At 51.1% G+C, this 18,189-nt stretch carries 12 protein-coding genes, 3 tRNA genes, 3 rRNA genes and 1 pseudogene; 10 read left to right on the top strand and 9 right to left on the bottom strand.

The genetic code is table 11. The features are described 5' to 3' along the window. Positions 1-34: 34 nt before the first annotated feature. From metQ to metN, 3 genes are read right to left on the bottom strand one after another with little or no spacing between them, the layout of a single operon-like run. Entirely contained in the window at positions 35-850 is an 816-nt protein-coding gene (gene metQ / locus C1192_RS11935) for a methionine ABC transporter substrate-binding lipoprotein MetQ (RefSeq protein WP_000874673.1), read from the bottom strand. Positions 851-889: 39 nt separating this feature from the next. Next, positions 890-1,543 carry a methionine ABC transporter permease MetI gene (locus C1192_RS11930; RefSeq protein ID WP_001517783.1) on the bottom strand — a complete coding sequence of 218 codons (654 nt, stop codon included), beginning with the start codon at positions 1,541-1,543 and terminating at the stop codon, positions 890-892. Beyond that, complete coding sequence (gene metN, locus C1192_RS11925) at positions 1,536-2,567, bottom strand: methionine ABC transporter ATP-binding protein MetN (protein ID WP_000593986.1); 1,032 nt, start codon at positions 2,565-2,567, stop codon at positions 1,536-1,538. Before metN ends, C1192_RS11930 begins: the two co-directional genes overlap by 8 nt. Positions 2,568-2,754: 187 nt before the next feature. Here metN and gmhB point away from each other — a divergent pair, with 187 nt between their 5' ends. The 8 genes from gmhB to dkgB all read left to right on the top strand — a co-directional run bounded on the left by gmhB (position 2,755) and on the right by dkgB (position 9,894). Beyond that, a complete protein-coding gene (gene gmhB / locus C1192_RS11920; protein WP_001140179.1) occupies positions 2,755-3,327 on the top strand; it encodes a D-glycero-beta-D-manno-heptose 1,7-bisphosphate 7-phosphatase in 573 nt (190 codons plus the stop codon). 366 nt (positions 3,328-3,693) lie between these two features. After that, a 16S ribosomal RNA gene (locus C1192_RS11915) occupies positions 3,694-5,235 on the top strand. 68 nt (positions 5,236-5,303) lie between these two features. Next, a tRNA-Ile gene (locus tag C1192_RS11910) sits at positions 5,304-5,380 on the top strand. A gap of 42 nt (positions 5,381-5,422) precedes the next feature. After that, a tRNA-Ala gene (locus tag C1192_RS11905) sits at positions 5,423-5,498 on the top strand. Between the two features lie 185 nt (positions 5,499-5,683). Then, positions 5,684-8,588, top strand: a 23S ribosomal RNA gene (locus C1192_RS11900). 93 nt (positions 8,589-8,681) lie between these two features. Then, positions 8,682-8,797, top strand: a 5S ribosomal RNA gene (rrf, locus tag C1192_RS11895). The 16S, 23S and 5S rRNA genes sit together here with 3 tRNA genes alongside, the layout of an rRNA operon. 54 nt (positions 8,798-8,851) lie before the next feature. Next, positions 8,852-8,928: transfer RNA gene (locus C1192_RS11890), tRNA-Asp, on the top strand. A 162-nt stretch (positions 8,929-9,090) separates the two neighbouring features. Next, positions 9,091-9,894, top strand: coding sequence for a 2,5-didehydrogluconate reductase DkgB (gene dkgB, locus C1192_RS11885; RefSeq protein ID WP_038354861.1), 804 nt, complete (start codon positions 9,091-9,093; stop codon positions 9,892-9,894). Here the strand turns inward: dkgB and yafC are convergent. Continuing rightward, positions 9,891-10,805, bottom strand: coding sequence for a DNA-binding transcriptional regulator YafC (gene yafC / locus C1192_RS11880; protein ID WP_038354862.1), 915 nt, complete (start codon positions 10,803-10,805; stop codon positions 9,891-9,893). The genes dkgB and yafC overlap by 4 nt on opposite strands. A gap of 241 nt (positions 10,806-11,046) precedes the next feature. Here yafC and C1192_RS11875 point away from each other — a divergent pair, with 241 nt between their 5' ends. Then, entirely contained in the window at positions 11,047-11,847 is an 801-nt protein-coding gene (locus tag C1192_RS11875) for an endonuclease/exonuclease/phosphatase family protein (RefSeq protein WP_001230982.1), read from the top strand. A 121-nt stretch (positions 11,848-11,968) separates the two neighbouring features. Here C1192_RS11875 and C1192_RS11870 read toward each other — a convergent pair whose 3' ends face one another. From C1192_RS11870 to tnpA, 3 genes are read right to left on the bottom strand one after another with little or no spacing between them, the layout of a single operon-like run. Further along, a complete protein-coding gene (locus C1192_RS11870) occupies positions 11,969-13,540 on the bottom strand; it encodes an IS66-like element ISCro1 family transposase (protein WP_000381395.1) in 1,572 nt (523 codons plus the stop codon). 19 nt (positions 13,541-13,559) lie between these two features. Next, the gene (gene tnpB, locus C1192_RS11865) at positions 13,560-13,907 is read right to left on the bottom strand and encodes an IS66 family insertion sequence element accessory protein TnpB (RefSeq protein WP_000624622.1); all 348 of its coding nucleotides are present in this window, start codon (positions 13,905-13,907) and stop codon (positions 13,560-13,562) included. Beyond that, positions 13,907-14,536 (bottom strand): IS66-like element accessory protein TnpA, encoded by a 630-nt coding sequence (gene tnpA, locus C1192_RS11860; protein WP_077631329.1) that lies wholly within the window; start codon positions 14,534-14,536, stop codon positions 13,907-13,909. Before tnpA ends, tnpB begins: the two co-directional genes overlap by 1 nt. A 101-nt stretch (positions 14,537-14,637) precedes the next feature. Here tnpA and C1192_RS11850 point away from each other — a divergent pair. Continuing rightward, positions 14,638-15,402: pseudogene (locus C1192_RS11850) on the top strand (class I SAM-dependent methyltransferase); the annotation flags it as partial. 57 nt (positions 15,403-15,459) lie between these two features. Here C1192_RS11850 and C1192_RS11845 read toward each other — a convergent pair. Beyond that, positions 15,460-16,668 carry an IS256-like element IS1414 family transposase gene (locus tag C1192_RS11845; RefSeq protein WP_103194764.1) on the bottom strand — a complete coding sequence of 403 codons (1,209 nt, stop codon included), beginning with the start codon at positions 16,666-16,668 and terminating at the stop codon, positions 15,460-15,462. A 104-nt stretch (positions 16,669-16,772) separates the two neighbouring features. After that, positions 16,773-18,131 (bottom strand): murein transglycosylase D, encoded by a 1,359-nt coding sequence (gene mltD / locus C1192_RS11840; RefSeq protein ID WP_000644687.1) that lies wholly within the window; start codon positions 18,129-18,131, stop codon positions 16,773-16,775. Positions 18,132-18,189 lie beyond the last annotated feature (58 nt).

Genomic DNA, 18,189 nt, shown 5'->3' with positions numbered 1-18,189 from the left:
AATGATATTACAAATTGTGGAAACAGCCTAAAAATTACCAGCCTTTAACCGCACCGCCGTTAAACACTTTATTTGCCGCTTCATAAACTTCATCAGACTGATAAGCCTGGACGAATTTCTTCACGTTTTCCGCGTCTTTGTTATCTTCACGGGTCACGATCAGGTTTACGTAAGGAGATTCTTTGTCTTCCACGAAGATACCGTCTTTCGCCGGAGTCAGGCCAATCTGGCTGGCATAGGTGGTGTTGATAACCGCCAGAGCAATCTGTGCATCGTCCAGGGAACGTGGCAATTGCGGTGCTTCCAGCTCAACAATTTTCAGATTTTTAGGATTCTCAACCACATCAAGCACGGTCGGCAGCAGACCTACGCCATCTTTCAGCTTGATCAACCCCACTTTTTGCAGCAGCAGCAGTGAACGGCCGAGGTTAGTCGGATCATTCGGTACGGCAACCTGTGCTTCATTGGGTAGTTCATCCAGTGATTTGATTTTCTTGGAATAACCGGCAATCGGATAAACAAAAGTATTGCCTACTGCAACCAGTTTGTAGCCACGATCCTTCAGTTGCTGATCGAGGTACGGTTTGTGCTGGAAGGCGTTGGCGTCGATATCGCCTTTGCTTAATGCTTCGTTCGGTAGCACGTAGTCGTTGAAGGTGACCAGCTCAACGTCCAGGCCATATTTGTCTTTCGCAACTTTCTGCGCGACTTCTGCAACTTGCTGTTCGGCACCGACAATCACGCCGACTTTAATGTGGTTTGGATCTTTTTCATCCTGACCGCAGCCTACCAGTGCCAGTGATCCAATCAGGGCTCCCACTGCCGCAAAGGTTTTGAGTTTGAACGCCATACCTTATTCCTTCTTCAATTATTTATGTTGTGTTGAACGTTACTTGCGAGTGACAGCCCGGACGATGCGATCGCCTGCGAACTGAATTAAATAAACCAGAATGACCAGCAATACCAGCACCGTATTCATCACCGTTGCGTTATAGCCGATGTAACCATATTGATAGCCAATCTGACCCAAACCACCGGCTCCGACTGCACCACCCATCGCGGAATAACCGACCAGAGTAATCAGGGTGATAGTTGCGGCATTTACCAGACCCGGCAACGCCTCTGGTAACAGCACTTTGCGCACGATCTGCATCGGTGTGGCACCCATTGCGCGGGAGGCTTCAATCAACCCGGTTGGGATCTCCAGCAGGGCGTTTTCGACCATACGGGCAATAAACGGTGCTGCGCCAACTGTCAGCGGAACAATCGCCGCCTGCAAACCAATCGATGTGCCGACAATAATGCGAGTAAACGGAATCATCCATACCAGTAAAATAATGAACGGAATGGAACGGAAAATGTTCACAATCGCAGATACGGTACGATACAACTTCGCGTTAGCAATAATTTGCCCCGGACGTGTGACATAAAGCAGGACGCCAACCGGCAGACCAATCACAAAACCGAAAAAACCGGATACGAAGGTCATTGCCAGCGTTTCCCATACGCCACGAACCAGCAACCACATCATCGGCTCAGACATAACCCAGTACCTCTACTTTTACATGGTGTTCTTGCAGCCAGGCAATGGCGGCTTGCGTATCTTGTTGTGTACCGTGCATTTCGGTCAGCATGATGCCGAACTTAACGCCTCCGGCGTAATCCATCTGCGCGCTAATAATGTTGTTATTAACGTTGAAACGACGTGCAGTTTCAGAAAGCAACGGGGCATCTACTGACTGACCGGTAAACTCCAGGCGCAGCATGGGGACACAATCAGTGAACGGCTCCGCTTGCAGACGTTCCTGATAATCTTCCGGGATATCCAGATGCAGGGTCGACTGAATAAATTTCTGTGCCAGCGGCGTTTTCGGATGCGAGAACACTTCACTTACTGTGTCTTGCTCGATCAACTCACCATTGCTGATAACCGCCACGCAATCACAAATACGCTTCACAACGTCCATTTCGTGGGTGATTAACAGAATCGTCAAACCCAGACGGCGGTTGATGTCTTTCAGCAGTTCGAGAATAGAACGCGTGGTTGCCGGGTCCAGTGCGCTGGTGGCCTCATCGCACAGCAACACTTTGGGATTGCTGGCTAATGCGCGAGCAATCGCCACACGCTGTTTCTGCCCACCGGAAAGATTCGACGGGTAGCTATCATGTTTGTCGCCAAGACCAACCAGCGCCAGTAATTCCGTCACGCGACGTTTGATCTCCTCTTTTGGCGTGTTGTCCAGCTCCAGCGGCAGTGCCACGTTACCAAAAACAGTACGCGAAGAGAGCAGGTTAAAGTGCTGGAAAATCATGCCAATATGACGGCGCGCTTTGGTCAACTCGGATTCTGACAGCGTGGTCAGTTCCTGGCCATCGACCAGAACGCTACCCTCGGTTGGGCGCTCCAGCAGGTTTACACAACGGATAAGCGTACTCTTACCCGCGCCAGAGGCACCGATAACGCCATAAATTTGTCCGGCTGGCACATGCAGACTGACGTTGTTTAACGCCTGGATAGTGCGGGTGCCCTGGTGGAACACTTTGGTGATATTCGAAAGTTTTATCATTGATTATTTATTATCGTCATTAAGTTAGTCGTGGCATTTCGACTGCCTGATACGGTCAAAGCCGTCAATGAAATGGATGTTAAGGCATCCAGACGTCTAAATCAATCAGGTTTATACGAAGAGCACTTTCTTGCAGGTCGAAACATGCGATACTAGCGGCACATGCCTTATTAAGGAGCTATAAAAGGTGGCGAAGAGCGTACCCGCAATTTTTCTTGACCGTGACGGCACCATTAATGTCGATCACGGCTATGTCCATGAGATCGATAACTTTGAATTTATCGACGGTGTCATTGACGCCATGCGTGAGCTTAAAAAAATGGGCTTTGCGCTGGTGGTGGTAACGAACCAGTCTGGTATTGCGCGCGGCAAATTTACTGAAGCGCAGTTTGAAACGCTGACCGAGTGGATGGACTGGTCGCTGGCGGACCGTGATGTCGATCTGGATGGCATCTATTATTGCCCGCATCATCCGCAGGGCAGTGTTGAAGAGTTTCGCCAGGTCTGCGATTGCCGTAAACCACATCCAGGAATGCTTTTGTCAGCACGCGATTATTTGCATATTGATATGGCCGCTTCTTATATGGTGGGCGATAAATTAGAAGATATGCAGGCAGCGGCTGCGGCGAACGTGGGAACAAAAGTGCTGGTGCGTACGGGGAAACCTGTTACCCCTGAAGCTGAAAATGCAGCGGATTGGGTGTTAAATAGCCTGGCAGACCTGCCGCAAGCGATAAAAAAGCAGCAAAAATCGGCGTAACGATTAAAAGATGAGCGGTTGAAATAAAAATGCATTTTTCCGCTTGTCTTCCTGAAACGACTCCCTATAATGCGCCTCCATCGACACGGCGGATGTGAATCATTTCACACAAACAGCCGGTTCGGTTGAAGAGAAAAAATCCTGAAATTCAGGGTTGACTCTGAAAGAGGAAAGCGTAATATACGCCACCTCGCGACAGTGAGCTGAAAGCTGCGTCGCAACTGCTCTTTAACAATTTATCAGACAATCTGTGTGGGCACTCGAAGATACGGATTCTTAACGTCGCAAGACGCTAAATGAATACCAAGTCTCAAGAGTGAACACGTAATTCATTACGAAGTTTAATTCTTTGAGCATCAAACTTTTAAATTGAAGAGTTTGATCATGGCTCAGATTGAACGCTGGCGGCAGGCCTAACACATGCAAGTCGAACGGTAACAGAAAGAAGCTTGCTTCTTTGCTGACGAGTGGCGGACGGGTGAGTAATGTCTGGGAAACTGCCCGATGGAGGGGGATAACTACTGGAAACGGTAGCTAATACCGCATAACGTCGCAAGACCAAAGAGGGGGACCTTCGGGCCTCTTGCCATCGGATGTGCCCAGATGGGATTAGCTAGTAGGCGGGGTAACGGCCCACCTAGGCGACGATCTCTAGCTGGTCTGAGAGGATGACCAGCCACACTGGAACTGAGACACGGTCCAGACTCCTACGGGAGGCAGCAGTGGGGAATATTGCACAATGGGCGCAAGCCTGATGCAGCCATGCCGCGTGTATGAAGAAGGCCTTCGGGTTGTAAAGTACTTTCAGCTGGGAGGAAGGGAGTAAAGTTAATACCTTTGCTCATTGACGTTACCCGCAGAAGAAGCACCGGCTAACTCCGTGCCAGCAGCCGCGGTAATACGGAGGGTGCAAGCGTTAATCGGAATTACTGGGCGTAAAGCGCACGCAGGCGGTTTGTTAAGTCAGATGTGAAATCCCCGGGCTCAACCTGGGAACTGCATCTGATACTGGCAAGCTTGAGTCTCGTAGAGGGGGGTAGAATTCCAGGTGTAGCGGTGAAATGCGTAGAGATCTGGAGGAATACCGGTGGCGAAGGCGGCCCCCTGGACGAAGACTGACGCTCAGGTGCGAAAGCGTGGGGAGCAAACAGGATTAGATACCCTGGTAGTCCACGCCGTAAACGATGTCGACTTGGAGGTTGTGCCCTTGAGGCGTGGCTTCCGGAGCTAACGCGTTAAGTCGACCGCCTGGGGAGTACGGCCGCAAGGTTAAAACTCAAATGAATTGACGGGGGCCCGCACAAGCGGTGGAGCATGTGGTTTAATTCGATGCAACGCGAAGAACCTTACCTGGTCTTGACATCCACAGAACATTCCAGAGATGGGATGGTGCCTTCGGGAACTGTGAGACAGGTGCTGCATGGCTGTCGTCAGCTCGTGTTGTGAAATGTTGGGTTAAGTCCCGCAACGAGCGCAACCCTTATCCTTTGTTGCCAGCGGTCCGGCCGGGAACTCAAAGGAGACTGCCAGTGATAAACTGGAGGAAGGTGGGGATGACGTCAAGTCATCATGGCCCTTACGACCAGGGCTACACACGTGCTACAATGGCGCATACAAAGAGAAGCGACCTCGCGAGAGCAAGCGGACCTCATAAAGTGCGTCGTAGTCCGGATTGGAGTCTGCAACTCGACTCCATGAAGTCGGAATCGCTAGTAATCGTGGATCAGAATGCCACGGTGAATACGTTCCCGGGCCTTGTACACACCGCCCGTCACACCATGGGAGTGGGTTGCAAAAGAAGTAGGTAGCTTAACCTTCGGGAGGGCGCTTACCACTTTGTGATTCATGACTGGGGTGAAGTCGTAACAAGGTAACCGTAGGGGAACCTGCGGTTGGATCACCTCCTTACCTTAAAGAAGCGTTCTTTGAAGTGCTCACACAGATTGTCTGATGAAAATGAGCAGTAAAACCTCTACAGGCTTGTAGCTCAGGTGGTTAGAGCGCACCCCTGATAAGGGTGAGGTCGGTGGTTCAAGTCCACTCAGGCCTACCAAATTTGCACCGCAAATTTGAAGAGGTTTTGACTACATGTTATGGGGCTATAGCTCAGCTGGGAGAGCGCCTGCTTTGCACGCAGGAGGTCTGCGGTTCGATCCCGCATAGCTCCACCATCTCTGTAGTGATTAAATAAAAAATACTTCAGAGTGTACCTGCAAAGGTTCACTGCGAAGTTTTGCTCTTTAAAAATCTGGATCAAGCTGAAAATTGAAACACTGAATAGTCGAAAGATTATTCGTGAGTCTCTCAAATTTTCGCAACACGATGATGGTTCGAAAGAAACATCTTCGGGTTGTGAGGTTAAGCGACTAAGCGTACACGGTGGATGCCCTGGCAGTCAGAGGCGATGAAGGACGTGCTAATCTGCGATAAGCGTCGGTAAGGTGATATGAACCGTTATAACCGGCGATTTCCGAATGGGGAAACCCAGTGTGATTCGTCACACTATCATTAACTGAATCCATAGGTTAATGAGGCGAACCGGGGGAACTGAAACATCTAAGTACCCCGAGGAAAAGAAATCAACCGAGATTCCCCCAGTAGCGGCGAGCGAACGGGGAGGAGCCCAGAGCCTGAATCAGTGTGTGTGTTAGTGGAAGCGTCTGGAAAGGCGTGCGATACAGGGTGACAGCCCCGTACACAAAAATGCACATGCTGTGAGCTCGATGAGTAGGGCGGGACACGTGGTATCCTGTCTGAATATGGGGGGACCATCCTCCAAGGCTAAATACTCCTGACTGACCGATAGTGAACCAGTACCGTGAGGGAAAGGCGAAAAGAACCCCGGCGAGGGGAGTGAAAAAGAACCTGAAACCGTGTACGTACAAGCAGTGGGAGCCTCTTTAATGGGGTGACTGCGTACCTTTTGTATAATGGGTCAGCGACTTATATTCTGTAGCAAGGTTAACCGAATAGGGGAGCCGAAGGGAAACCGAGTCTTAACTGGGCGTTAAGTTGCAGGGTATAGACCCGAAACCCGGTGATCTAGCCATGGGCAGGTTGAAGGTTGGGTAACACTAACTGGAGGACCGAACCGACTAATGTTGAAAAATTAGCGGATGACTTGTGGCTGGGGGTGAAAGGCCAATCAAACCGGGAGATAGCTGGTTCTCCCCGAAAGCTATTTAGGTAGCGCCTCGTGAATTCATCTCCGGGGGTAGAGCACTGTTTCGGCAAGGGGGTCATCCCGACTTACCAACCCGATGCAAACTGCGAATACCGGAGAATGTTATCACGGGAGACACACGGCGGGTGCTAACGTCCGTCGTGAAGAGGGAAACAACCCAGACCGCCAGCTAAGGTCCCAAAGTCATGGTTAAGTGGGAAACGATGTGGGAAGGCCCAGACAGCCAGGATGTTGGCTTAGAAGCAGCCATCATTTAAAGAAAGCGTAATAGCTCACTGGTCGAGTCGGCCTGCGCGGAAGATGTAACGGGGCTAAACCATGCACCGAAGCTGCGGCAGCGACACTATGTGTTGTTGGGTAGGGGAGCGTTCTGTAAGCCGTTGAAGGTGTGCTGTGAGGCATGCTGGAGGTATCAGAAGTGCGAATGCTGACATAAGTAACGATAAAGCGGGTGAAAAGCCCGCTCGCCGGAAGACCAAGGGTTCCTGTCCAACGTTAATCGGGGCAGGGTGAGTCGACCCCTAAGGCGAGGCCGAAAGGCGTAGTCGATGGGAAACAGGTTAATATTCCTGTACTTGGTGTTACTGCGAAGGGGGGACGGAGAAGGCTATGTTGGCCGGGCGACGGTTGTCCCGGTTTAAGCGTGTAGGCTGATTTTCCAGGCAAATCCGGAGAATCAAGGCTGAGGCGTGATGACGAGGCACTACGGTGCTGAAGCAACAAATGCCCTGCTTCCAGGAAAAGCCTCTAAGCATCAGGTAACATCAAATCGTACCCCAAACCGACACAGGTGGTCAGGTAGAGAATACCAAGGCGCTTGAGAGAACTCGGGTGAAGGAACTAGGCAAAATGGTGCCGTAACTTCGGGAGAAGGCACGCTGATATGTAGGTGAAGCGACTTGCTCGTGGAGCTGAAATCAGTCGAAGATACCAGCTGGCTGCAACTGTTTATTAAAAACACAGCACTGTGCAAACACGAAAGTGGACGTATACGGTGTGACGCCTGCCCGGTGCCGGAAGGTTAATTGATGGGGTCAGCCGCAAGGCGAAGCTCTTGATCGAAGCCCCGGTAAACGGCGGCCGTAACTATAACGGTCCTAAGGTAGCGAAATTCCTTGTCGGGTAAGTTCCGACCTGCACGAATGGCGTAATGATGGCCAGGCTGTCTCCACCCGAGACTCAGTGAAATTGAACTCGCTGTGAAGATGCAGTGTACCCGCGGCAAGACGGAAAGACCCCGTGAACCTTTACTATAGCTTGACACTGAACATTGAGCCTTGATGTGTAGGATAGGTGGGAGGCTTTGAAGTGTGGACGCCAGTCTGCATGGAGCCGACCTTGAAATACCACCCTTTAATGTTTGATGTTCTAACGTTGACCCGTGATCCGGGTTGCGGACAGTGTCTGGTGGGTAGTTTGACTGGGGCGGTCTCCTCCTAAAGAGTAACGGAGGAGCACGAAGGTTGGCTAATCCTGGTCGGACATCAGGAGGTTAGTGCAATGGCATAAGCCAGCTTGACTGCGAGCGTGACGGCGCGAGCAGGTGCGAAAGCAGGTCATAGTGATCCGGTGGTTCTGAATGGAAGGGCCATCGCTCAACGGATAAAAGGTACTCCGGGGATAACAGGCTGATACCGCCCAAGAGTTCATATCGACGGCGGTGTTTGGCACCTCGATGTCGGCTCATCACATCCTGGGGCTGAAGTAGGTCCCAAGGGTATGGCTGTTCGCCATTTAAAGTGGTACGCGAGCTGGGTTTAGAACGTCGTGAGACAGTTCGGTCCCTATCTGCCGTGGGCGCTGGAGAACTGAGGGGGGCTGCTCCTAGTACGAGAGGACCGGAGTGGACGCATCACTGGTGTTCGGGTTGTCATGCCAATGGCACTGCCCGGTAGCTAAATGCGGAAGAGATAAGTGCTGAAAGCATCTAAGCACGAAACTTGCCCCGAGATGAGTTCTCCCTGAGACTTTAAGTCTCCTGAAGGAACGTTGAAGACGACGACGTTGATAGGCCGGGTGTGTAAGCGCAGCGATGCGTTGAGCTAACCGGTACTAATGAACCGTGAGGCTTAACCTTACAACGCCGAAGATGTTTTGGCGGATGAGAGAAGATTTTCAGCCTGATACAGATTAGATTAGCCGGCGAAAGCGGGTTAATAAACAGAATTTGCCTGGCGGAGATAGCGCGGTGGTCCCACCTGACCCCATGCCGAACTCAGAAGTGAAACGCCGTAGCGCCGATGGTAGTGTGGGGTCTCCCCATGCGAGAGTAGGGAACTGCCAGGCATCAAATTTAGCAGTAAGCCGGTCATAAAACTGGTGGTTGTAAAAGAATTCGGTGGAGCGGTAGTTCAGTCGGTTAGAATACCTGCCTGTCACGCAGGGGGTCGCGGGTTCGAGTCCCGTCCGTTCCGCCACTTATTAAGAAGCCTCGAGTTAACGCTCGAGGTTTTTTTTCGTCTGCAATTTCATTATTGCCAGAATCGCAAAAATCCTCTGCATTTTACGCTCTTTTTCCGCAACAATCTGAAGTCCATAATCATCTCAGTTAACGAACATATCATTAAAAGAGGCATATTATGGCTATCCCTGCATTTGGTTTAGGTACTTTCCGTCTGAAGGATGACGTTGTTATTGCATCAGTAAAAACCGCGCTGGAACTTGGCTATCGCGCAATTGATACCGCACAAATCTATGATAACGAAGCTGCTGTAGGTCAGGCGATTGCAGAAAGCGGCATACCACGTAATGAACTCTATATCACCACTAAAATCTGGATTGAAAATCTCAGCAAAGACAAACTGATCCCGAGTTTGAAGGATAGTCTGCAAAAATTACGTACCGATTATGTCGATCTGACACTGATCCATTGGCCATCACCAAATGATGCGGTATCAGTAGAAGAGTTTATGCAGGCGCTGCTGGAAGCGAAAAAACAAGGGCTGACGCGTGAGATCGGTATTTCCAACTTCACCATCCCGTTGATGGAAAAAGCGATTACTGCTGTTGGCGCTGAAAACATCGCCACCAACCAGATTGAGCTCTCTCCTTATCTGCAAAACCATAAAGTGGTCGATTGGGCTAAACAGCACGACATTCATATTACCTCCTACATGACGCTGGCTTATGGGAAGGCATTGAAAGATGAGGTTATTGCTCGTATCGCCGCGAAACACAATGCGACTCCGGCACAAGTGATTCTGGCATGGGCGATGGGGGAAGGTTACTCGGTTATTCCTTCTTCTACTAAACGCGAAAATCTGGAGAGTAACCTGCAGGCAGTAAATTTACAGCTTGATGCCGAAGACAAAAAAGCGATCGCCACGCTGGATTGCAACGACCGCCTCGTAAGTCCGGAAGGTCTGGCTCCTGAATGGGATTAAACTTCTCTGACAGCTCCTCCGGGAGCTGTTTTTATATGCTCACTAAGGAAATCGATAAAGGCTCGTATACGGGTGCTCACTGCACGGTCGCTGTAATAAACGGCGCTGAAAGGCATTTCCACTGGCAGTACTCTATCTGCCATTAACTCTACCAGTTCACCACGTGCAATTTCTTTGTCGATCATATAGTCAGACAAACACGCGATCCCGTTGCCACTCAGGCAAAGCTGTTTCAGCGTTTCCCCGCTATTGGATGACAAACCGTACTTCACCTCATGTAATTGCCCATCGCTACAGGCTATCGGCCAGGTATTGAGGGAGGCTGGTTCAGTGAATCCCAGGCAAACATGCTGCTTTAAATCGTCGATAGTTTCTGGCTTCCCGTGGCGGGCAATATAATCGGGGGAGGCGATAATTTTTCGATAGCTGTTAAACAACGGTCTGGCTCGGAGGCTGGAATCCGTTAATGCGCCGGCGCGAATCGCAACATCCACTTTTCTTTCAATCAAATTAATAATGGTTTCGGAGGAGACTAGCGATAAAGTAACTTCCGGATAGCGTTCACGAAATGGTTTAATCAACGGCATCAGAAAGTGCAATATCACGGGGGTCGCGGCATCGATTCGTAACAGTCCGCGTGGCGTATTACGTGTCTCCATGATTTCTGATTCTGCTGCGGCCATTTCCTGCAAAATCGACTGCACACGCCGAAAATAACGTTCCCCTTCCTCCGTCAGGCTAAGTTGCCGCGTGGTGCGATTAAGCAGGCTAACGCCAAGTTTCATCTCCAGATTTTTCACCGCCCGGCTTACCGCAGAGTTCGCTTGTCCTAATTGTTCTGCCGCCCGGCTAAAACTTCCGCTTTCGACTACCGAAACAAAAATGGCGAGTTCTTCCGACGTGGCTTTCATTTTTGCTCCTGTTGCAAAATATAAAAGAGATTTTGAATTTATTTGTTATTAAACCATTCGGACAGGTGATAAGTCATCCGATTTAATGATCATCAATGATGAGCCAAATTCTGTCCGATGTAAGCACTTGCTTACATAACAATATACAATTGCTCGTTGAAAGAGTGAGCTAAAATCCCTATAACAGTAGAACCCTCCCGAGTGCGGAAGGGTTGACGTAATAGAGGTTTCAAAGTCAAAAGTGCGAAAAAACACCTATGCCATGCGCTATGTTGCCGGACAACCTGCGGAAAGGATCTTACCGCCAGGGTCTTTTGCGAGCATCGGCCAGGCATTACCCCCCGGAGAGCCGTTAAGTACCGAAGAGCGTATTCGGATCCTGGTGTGGAACATTTACAAACAGCAACGTGCTGAATGGTTGTCGGTACTGAAAAATTACGGCAAAGATGCGCATCTGGTGTTATTGCAGGAAGCGCAAACAACACCAGAGTTAGTGCAGTTTGCGACCGCTAACTATCTCGCCGCTGATCAGGTGCCTGCTTTCGTACTGCCACAACATCCTTCCGGTGTTATGACGCTTTCGGCGGCGCATCCTGTTTATTGCTGCCCGTTACGTGAACGAGAACCTATTTTGCGTCTGGCAAAGTCGGCGCTGGTGACGGTCTACCCATTGCCAGATACGCGTTTATTGATGGTGGTGAATATTCATGCCGTTAACTTCAGCCTGGGCGTGGATGTCTATAGTAAGCAGTTACTTCCTATTGGCGATCAGATAGCCCACCACAGCGGCCCGGTCATTATGGCGGGAGATTTCAATGCCTGGAGCCGTAGAAGGATGAATGCCTTATACCGCTTTGCGCGGGAAATGTCGCTGCGTCAGGTGCGTTTTACTGATGATCAACGCCGTCGGGCGTTTGGTCGTCCGCTCGACTTTGTTTTCTACCGTGGGCTGAATGTTAGTGAAGCTTCCGTACTGGTTACGCGCGCTTCCGATCACAATCCGCTACTCGTTGAATTCGGTCCCGGCAAGCCTGATAAATAAGGTATGTCAGGTCTGCCACAGGGCAGACCAATGTTTGGCGCTGCCCTTTAATACTCAAACAACTAAAGGACAGCGCAATGACAACACAATCGTAAGCGGCTCGTCAGAACCGTATTGATATTTACTGAGAGCTCAGATCAACTTTCCAGGGCAACAGATCGCGTACCCGGTTTGCCGGCCAGTCCTGGATATGTTCAATGACGTAACGCAGCCACTTTTCTGGCTCCACATTGTTCAGACGGCATGTGCCGATCAGCGAGTACAACACCGCCGCATGTTCACCACCGCTGTCGGAACCCGCGAACATCCAGTTTTTCCGGCCTACGGCCACTCCCCGTAAGGCGTTCTCTGCGATGTTGTTGTCGATTTCCACCCAGCCATTACTGCAGTACACGTTCAGTGCATCCCACTGTTTCAGCAGGTATGCGAACGCTTTTGCCGTATCTGAGTGACGCGACAGTGTTTTCATCTGTTGCTGTATCCAGTCATACAGTGACTGCATCAGTGGCGCGGCTCTGGCTTTTCTTGCCGCCAGACGCTGTTCTGCTGAACAGCCCCGGACCTCTGCCTCGATGGCATACAGTTCACCGATACGCTGCAGGGCTTCCGTGGTGATGTAGGTGGGCGCTCTTGCATGCACATCGTGGATTTTTCTCCGGGCATGAGCCATACACGCGGCTTCCGTTATTCTGCCGGATTCGTATAACGCCCGGTAACCACCGTAAGCATCGGCCTGAAGCACACCGCTGTAACCGGCCAGGTGATTTTGTGGATGGATACCTTTCCGGTCCGGACTGTACGCGAACCAGACCGCCGGGGGCATCTGTGAACCGGCGTTACGGTCATCACGGACGTAGACCCACAGCCGGGCTGTCCGGGTTTTACCGCTGCCCGGCTCCTGGACCGGGACGGGGATATCATCAGCATGGACTTTACCGGGCATCAGCACATACTGGCGCAGGACGTCATACAGCGGCTCCAGCAGTTCAGCAACAGCACCTGTCCAGCGCCCCAGTGTGGCACGGCTCAGCTCCACTCCCTGACGACGGTATATTTCTGACTGGCGGTATAACGGCAGATGGTCTGCATATTTCCCGGTGACAACATGGGCCAGAAGCCCCGCTCCGGCATAACTGCGTGCAATGGGTTTTGAAGGTACTGGTGCCTGCACGATATGGTCGCACCGGCAACAGGCCTGTTTCGGACGTTGTGTTTCGATAACCTTAAAGGCGCTGCTGATAAGCTCCAGTTGCTCTGACACATCACATCCCAGAGAACTGAGTTCACCACCACAGGCAGGACAGCATTCCTCTTCCGGCCGGATAACCCGGGTTTCACGGGGAAGTGAGGCCGGTAACGGTTTACGGGCTGAAGACTGGCGCAGGGCGGATGGCAGTACCGGGTCATATTGCTCACCCAGCGTTTCCGCCATTTCTTCCTGAAGTGCGCTGATTCGCTCCTGTGCTTCCTGTATCTGCCGTTCGGTTTTTGCACGAAGTTTTTCTGAGCTTTTACCGAACTGCATACGTTGCAGTTTCGCAACCAGCGCCTTCAGCCGGTTGATTTCGGAAGCATAAGCCGCCACCCGCTGTGAGAGCAGGCGGTTGTATTCAGCCATCTGGCGGATGGTGTCCTGTTGCGTCTGCAACAGTGCCCGCAGGCGGGCGTTCTCATGAGCAAGTGAGGTGTCCATATCCTCACTTTACAACGGGTTATATGCGGATTCCAGCGCGTTCCGTTCGTTTCGGGTGCTTCCAGTTGATACCTTCAAGAAGCATGGATAACTGAGCCGGAGTAAGGTGCACCTTGCCGTCACGGGTGACTGGCCAGACGAAGCGGCCCCGCTCCAGGCGTTTGGTGAAGAGGCACAGTCCGTCACTGTCAGCCCACAACACTTTTATCTGGTCACCCCGGCGTCCGCGGAAGATGAACAGGTGTCCGGAGAACGGGTCATCCTTCAGGACGTTCTGAACTTTTGATGCCAGGCCGTTAAAGCCATTTCGCATATCGGTGATACCTGCAACCAGCCAGATACGCGAACCTGCAGGGAGAGATATCATCAGTGGCTGCTCCCTTTTATTTCGCGGATAAGTGTCTGTAATAACGCCGGCGTCAGTTTACCTTTAAGCCTGAGAGTTCCGGCCGGCAGAACCAGCTCACAACACAGACTGTCGGACGGTGTATTTATCTGCTCTGGTTCCTGTGCGGGGGCCGGGATTTTATTATCCGGCTCCGGCGTTAACGTCACGGGAAGCAGTGCCGGCATATTTTTTCCGGAAGGCAGCAGGCCACCTTTCCGGTATTGATGGCGCCAGTTGAAGAGCAGGTTATCGTTGATTCCGTTTTCCCGGGCGATCTGCGCCACACAGGCTCCGGGCTGCAGTGACTGCTCCACTAAGGCGATTTTAAACTCATAAGGGAAGTTGGGCCGCCGGGGACGTTTTTTTACCACGGGGGCTTCGGATATAACGGTGCTTTCAGGACGTACGACTGGTACCGTGGAAAATTGTCCGTAAAGGCAGGCATCAAGTTCCTGCTCCGACATGCCTGCGGGCAAAGGCCACGAAAGGCCAGCTCTCCGAAAGCGCACGAACATACTACAAACTGTTGATTTTGGTACACCCAGGCGACGCCCGGCCACAACCCGGGGTAAATGTTCTTCAAAGTGAAGACGTAAAGCTTCAGTGATTCAGGTCCGGTGTTTCATACGATAGTGTCCATTAAAAATGATGGACATTATTTTTGTAGAGCCGGAGGAAACAGACCAGACGGTTTAAATGAGCCGGTTACACACAATCCCACCATGACCATGTAGAAAAGCAGTTTAGCTCGCAGGCCAGTGAGTATTTAACCAGTACCGTGCATGCATCCGGGCGAGACTTGCAGCGTCTGGCTGCGCGTCTGGCCGGATATCCTGAAGCTTGCGTGCTTGATATGGGCTGTGGAGCAGGACATGCCAGCTTTGTCGCGGCGCAAAATGTGCAGGCGGTGGTGGCGTATGATTTATCTTCACAAATGCTGGATGTTGTTACACAAGCGGCCAATGCACGGCAACTGACAAATATCACTACTCGCAAGGGATATGCTGAATGCCTGCCATTTGCCGATCGCTCTTTTGATATTGTTATCAGTCGTTATTCTGCCCATCACTGGCATGATGTCGGTGCGGCACTGCGTGAAGTGAATCGGGTACTGAAGCCCGGTGGTCTGTTGATTGTGATGGATGTGATGTCACCGGGTCATTCGGTGCGCGATATTTGGTTACAGACGGTAGAAGCGTTACGTGATACTTCTCACGTGCGCAACTACTCCAGCGGCGAATGGTTGGCGTTAGTCAATGAAGCCAGTCTGGTTGTTGATAACTTGATCACCGATAAATTGCCGCTGGAATTTTCTTCGTGGGTCGCGAGAATGCGCACGCCAGAAGTATTAGCAGACGCTATTCGTGTTTACCAACAGAGCGCATCTACAGAGGTGAAAACGTATTTTGCCTTGCAGAATGATGGCTCTTTCACCAGTGATACTATTATGATTGAAGCTCATAAAGCGGCATAAATAAAAAAGGCACCGGGGGAATCGAGCCTGTTTAAGATTCTGTGTAAATGCCTTTTCTCAGAAGTGACCGTCCAGGCGGTCACCGAACTCGATAATAAAGCGGCTCATTGCCATTCGCCAGTCCTTCAACGGCATCGTCCATTTCTGGGACGCAGACTGGATTGCCAGCCACACCACTTTTTTCACCGAGTCGTCTGTCGGGAACACTTTACGCTTTTTGAGCGCATGGCGGATCACGCTGTTTAGCGACTCGATGGCATTCGTCGTATAGATCACTTTGCGGATGTCCGTTGGATAAGCGAAGAACGTGGCAAGATTCGGCCAGTTAGCCTGCCAGCTTCGGCTTATCTGAGGATAGCGACAGTCCCAGGCCGCAGCGAACGCTTCCAGTGCCTGCTGGCCTGCCTCTTCCGTGGGAGCCTGATAAATCGCTTTCAGGTCGCGAGTGACGGCTTTGTAGTCCTTCCATGACACGAAGCGCAGGCTGTTGCGCACCATATGCACGATGCATAACTGGATGCGGGCCTTCGGATATACTGTGTTGATGGCATCCGGGAAGCCTTTCAGGCCATCCACACAGGCGATGAGGATATCGTTCAGACCGCGGTTTTTCAGTTCAGTCAGCACATTGAGCCAGAACTTCGCCCCTTCATTTTCGGCCAGCCACATACCCAGCAGTTCTTTCTGACCTTCGATATTGATGCCCAGTGCCAGGAACACCGATTTGTTGATGACGCGACTGTCCTGCCGAACTTTCAGGACGATACAGTCAAGATAAACAATGGGGTAAACAGCATCCAGTGGTCGGTTTTGCCATTCTACAACCTGCTCCATCACGGCATCGGTAACCTTTGATATCAGTGCCGGTGAAACATCTGCGTCATACAGTTCTTTGAACGCAGCAGCTATCTCACGGGTGGTCATCCCTTTGGCATACAACGAGAGGATCTGGTTATCCATCCCGGTAATACGGGTCTGATTTTTCTTTACCAGTTGTGGTTCGAAGGTACCGTCACGATCGCGCGGAGTACGCAGTTCCAGTGGACCGTCGCCTGTGATAACGGTCTTTGTGGAAAAACCGTTGCGGGAGTTAGCTCCTGGTCTGGACTGATTTTTCTCATACCCAGGATGGTGTGTCATCTCTGCATTGAGAGCGGCTTCAACGCTGAGCTTTTTCAGCAGCCGATCAAACTGACTGAGGTCTTCAGGGGTTTTGAGGTTTTTGGCCAGTTCGTTAGCCAGAGCCTGTAACTGTTTTTCGTCCATAAATTAACCTTCATTTGATGCTGGATTGAACATATCAAAATCAGGCAATTACACAAATCTATGTACAGGCTCGGGGAATCGGTGCCTTTCTGTTATCTGGTTTGTCAGGAATCTGGCATGTTGTTGTTTTTTACAAACAACGTCAGCTTATCGCCTGGTTGCAGATTCGCAGTGTCGCTGTTCCAGCGCATCACATCTTTGATGTTCACGCCGTGACGCTTAGCAATGCTTGAAAGCGAATCGCCTTTGCGCACACGATACGTAATGCTATCGCTGTTGTTTGCCAGCCGCTGTGCGCTATTACCCGCGCCAATCGTCAGACTTTGGCCGGGTTTCAGCTTAGAACCGCGCAGATTGTTCCACTGCTGCAAATTCTTTGTGCTTACGCCGAGACGTGAAGCGATGCTTGAAAGCGTGTCGCCAGAGCGTACGGTGTAAACACGGCTGTTAAGTGGCGTATTGTCGGCAACCAGTGTTGATTGTACGGCAGCAATTTCGCCTGAAGCCAGAGATTCACGCAGTTGATCTGCATGTTTCTTTGGCACCATCACGTATTGCGGACCACTTGCGCCCAGCGTGGAACCTTTTACGCCAGCGTTGAATGTCTTCAGCTTGCTGACAGAAATTCCCGCCATATCTGCAACCTTCGCCATTTCAACTGGGCTACTCAGGTGTACACGCGCCAGAGCACGGCTTTCATCGGTCGTCGGCAGACGTACGCCATAACGCTTGCTATTCTTGAGAATATCACTCAATGCCAGCATTTTAGGCACGTACTGCTTCGTTTCCTGTGGCAACGGTAACGACCAGAAGTCTGTGGATTTACCACGCGCTTTGTTCGTTTTAATTGCCTTCATGACTCGACCTTCGCCGCTGTTATAAGCCGCTACGGTCAGAAGCCAGTCGCCGTCAAACATTTTGTTCAGACGCTGCATCATGTTCAGCGCAGCCGTTGTTGAAGCAACAACATCGCGACGCGCATCATAATTGCGGGTCTGTTTCAAACCATAATTGCGCCCCGTGCTCGGAATGATCTGCCAGATGCCTGCGGCATTGGCGCCAGACGTTGCGTGAGGATCAAAAGCGCTCTCCACTATGGGTAGTAGTACCAGTTCCATAGGCATGTTACGTTTTTTAACTTGCCCGGCAATCCAGTACATATACGGCTCTGCCCGTAAAGTTACATCGTGGAGATAGCTCTTATTGCGTAAATATTTCTGTTTCTGTTCGCGAATCCGGTCATTTTCCGGAATTCCCATCTTTAGCTCGTCGCCTATGAAAGCCCACAAGTCACCATCTGGCGCGATAGACGTCCCATCGTCCATCCATCGTGCCTGACTTGTAAACTTTGCTGCTTCCCCTTGACCAGCTGCAGAAAGGCTCTGTGCGTGCTGTTGAACGTTACCGGTACTCTGGCAACCTACGAGCAGGACAGAGGCGAGTAATATCGCTTTTGCCTTCATGTGTGTGTCAATAGTTGCTTAAAAGACGACCGATCATAACGGCGAGCGAAGCCAATGA

Source organism: Escherichia marmotae (genome assembly GCF_002900365.1).
Taxonomy (GTDB): domain Bacteria; phylum Pseudomonadota; class Gammaproteobacteria; order Enterobacterales; family Enterobacteriaceae; genus Escherichia; species Escherichia marmotae.
This window is presented reverse-complemented; position numbering and strand designations above follow the sequence as displayed.

What these genes read in the sequence shown, in the direction of transcription:
- metQ (WP_000874673.1), bottom strand. Translation starts at nt 850, where the DNA reads ATGGCGTTCAAACTCAAAACCTTTGCGGCAGTGGGAGCCCTGATTGGA.
- C1192_RS11930 (WP_001517783.1), bottom strand. Translation starts at nt 1,543, where the DNA reads ATGTCTGAGCCGATGATGTGGTTGCTGGTTCGTGGCGTATGGGAAACG.
- metN (WP_000593986.1), bottom strand. Translation starts at nt 2,567, where the DNA reads ATGATAAAACTTTCGAATATCACCAAAGTGTTCCACCAGGGCACCCGC.
- dkgB (WP_038354861.1), top strand. Translation starts at nt 9,091, where the DNA reads ATGGCTATCCCTGCATTTGGTTTAGGTACTTTCCGTCTGAAGGATGAC.
- yafC (WP_038354862.1), bottom strand. Translation starts at nt 10,805, where the DNA reads ATGAAAGCCACGTCGGAAGAACTCGCCATTTTTGTTTCGGTAGTCGAA.
- C1192_RS11870 (WP_000381395.1), bottom strand. Translation starts at nt 13,540, where the DNA reads ATGGACACCTCACTTGCTCATGAGAACGCCCGCCTGCGGGCACTGTTG.
- tnpB (WP_000624622.1), bottom strand. Translation starts at nt 13,907, where the DNA reads ATGATATCTCTCCCTGCAGGTTCGCGTATCTGGCTGGTTGCAGGTATC.
- C1192_RS11845 (WP_103194764.1), bottom strand. Translation starts at nt 16,668, where the DNA reads ATGGACGAAAAACAGTTACAGGCTCTGGCTAACGAACTGGCCAAAAAC.
- mltD (WP_000644687.1), bottom strand. Translation starts at nt 18,131, where the DNA reads ATGAAGGCAAAAGCGATATTACTCGCCTCTGTCCTGCTCGTAGGTTGC.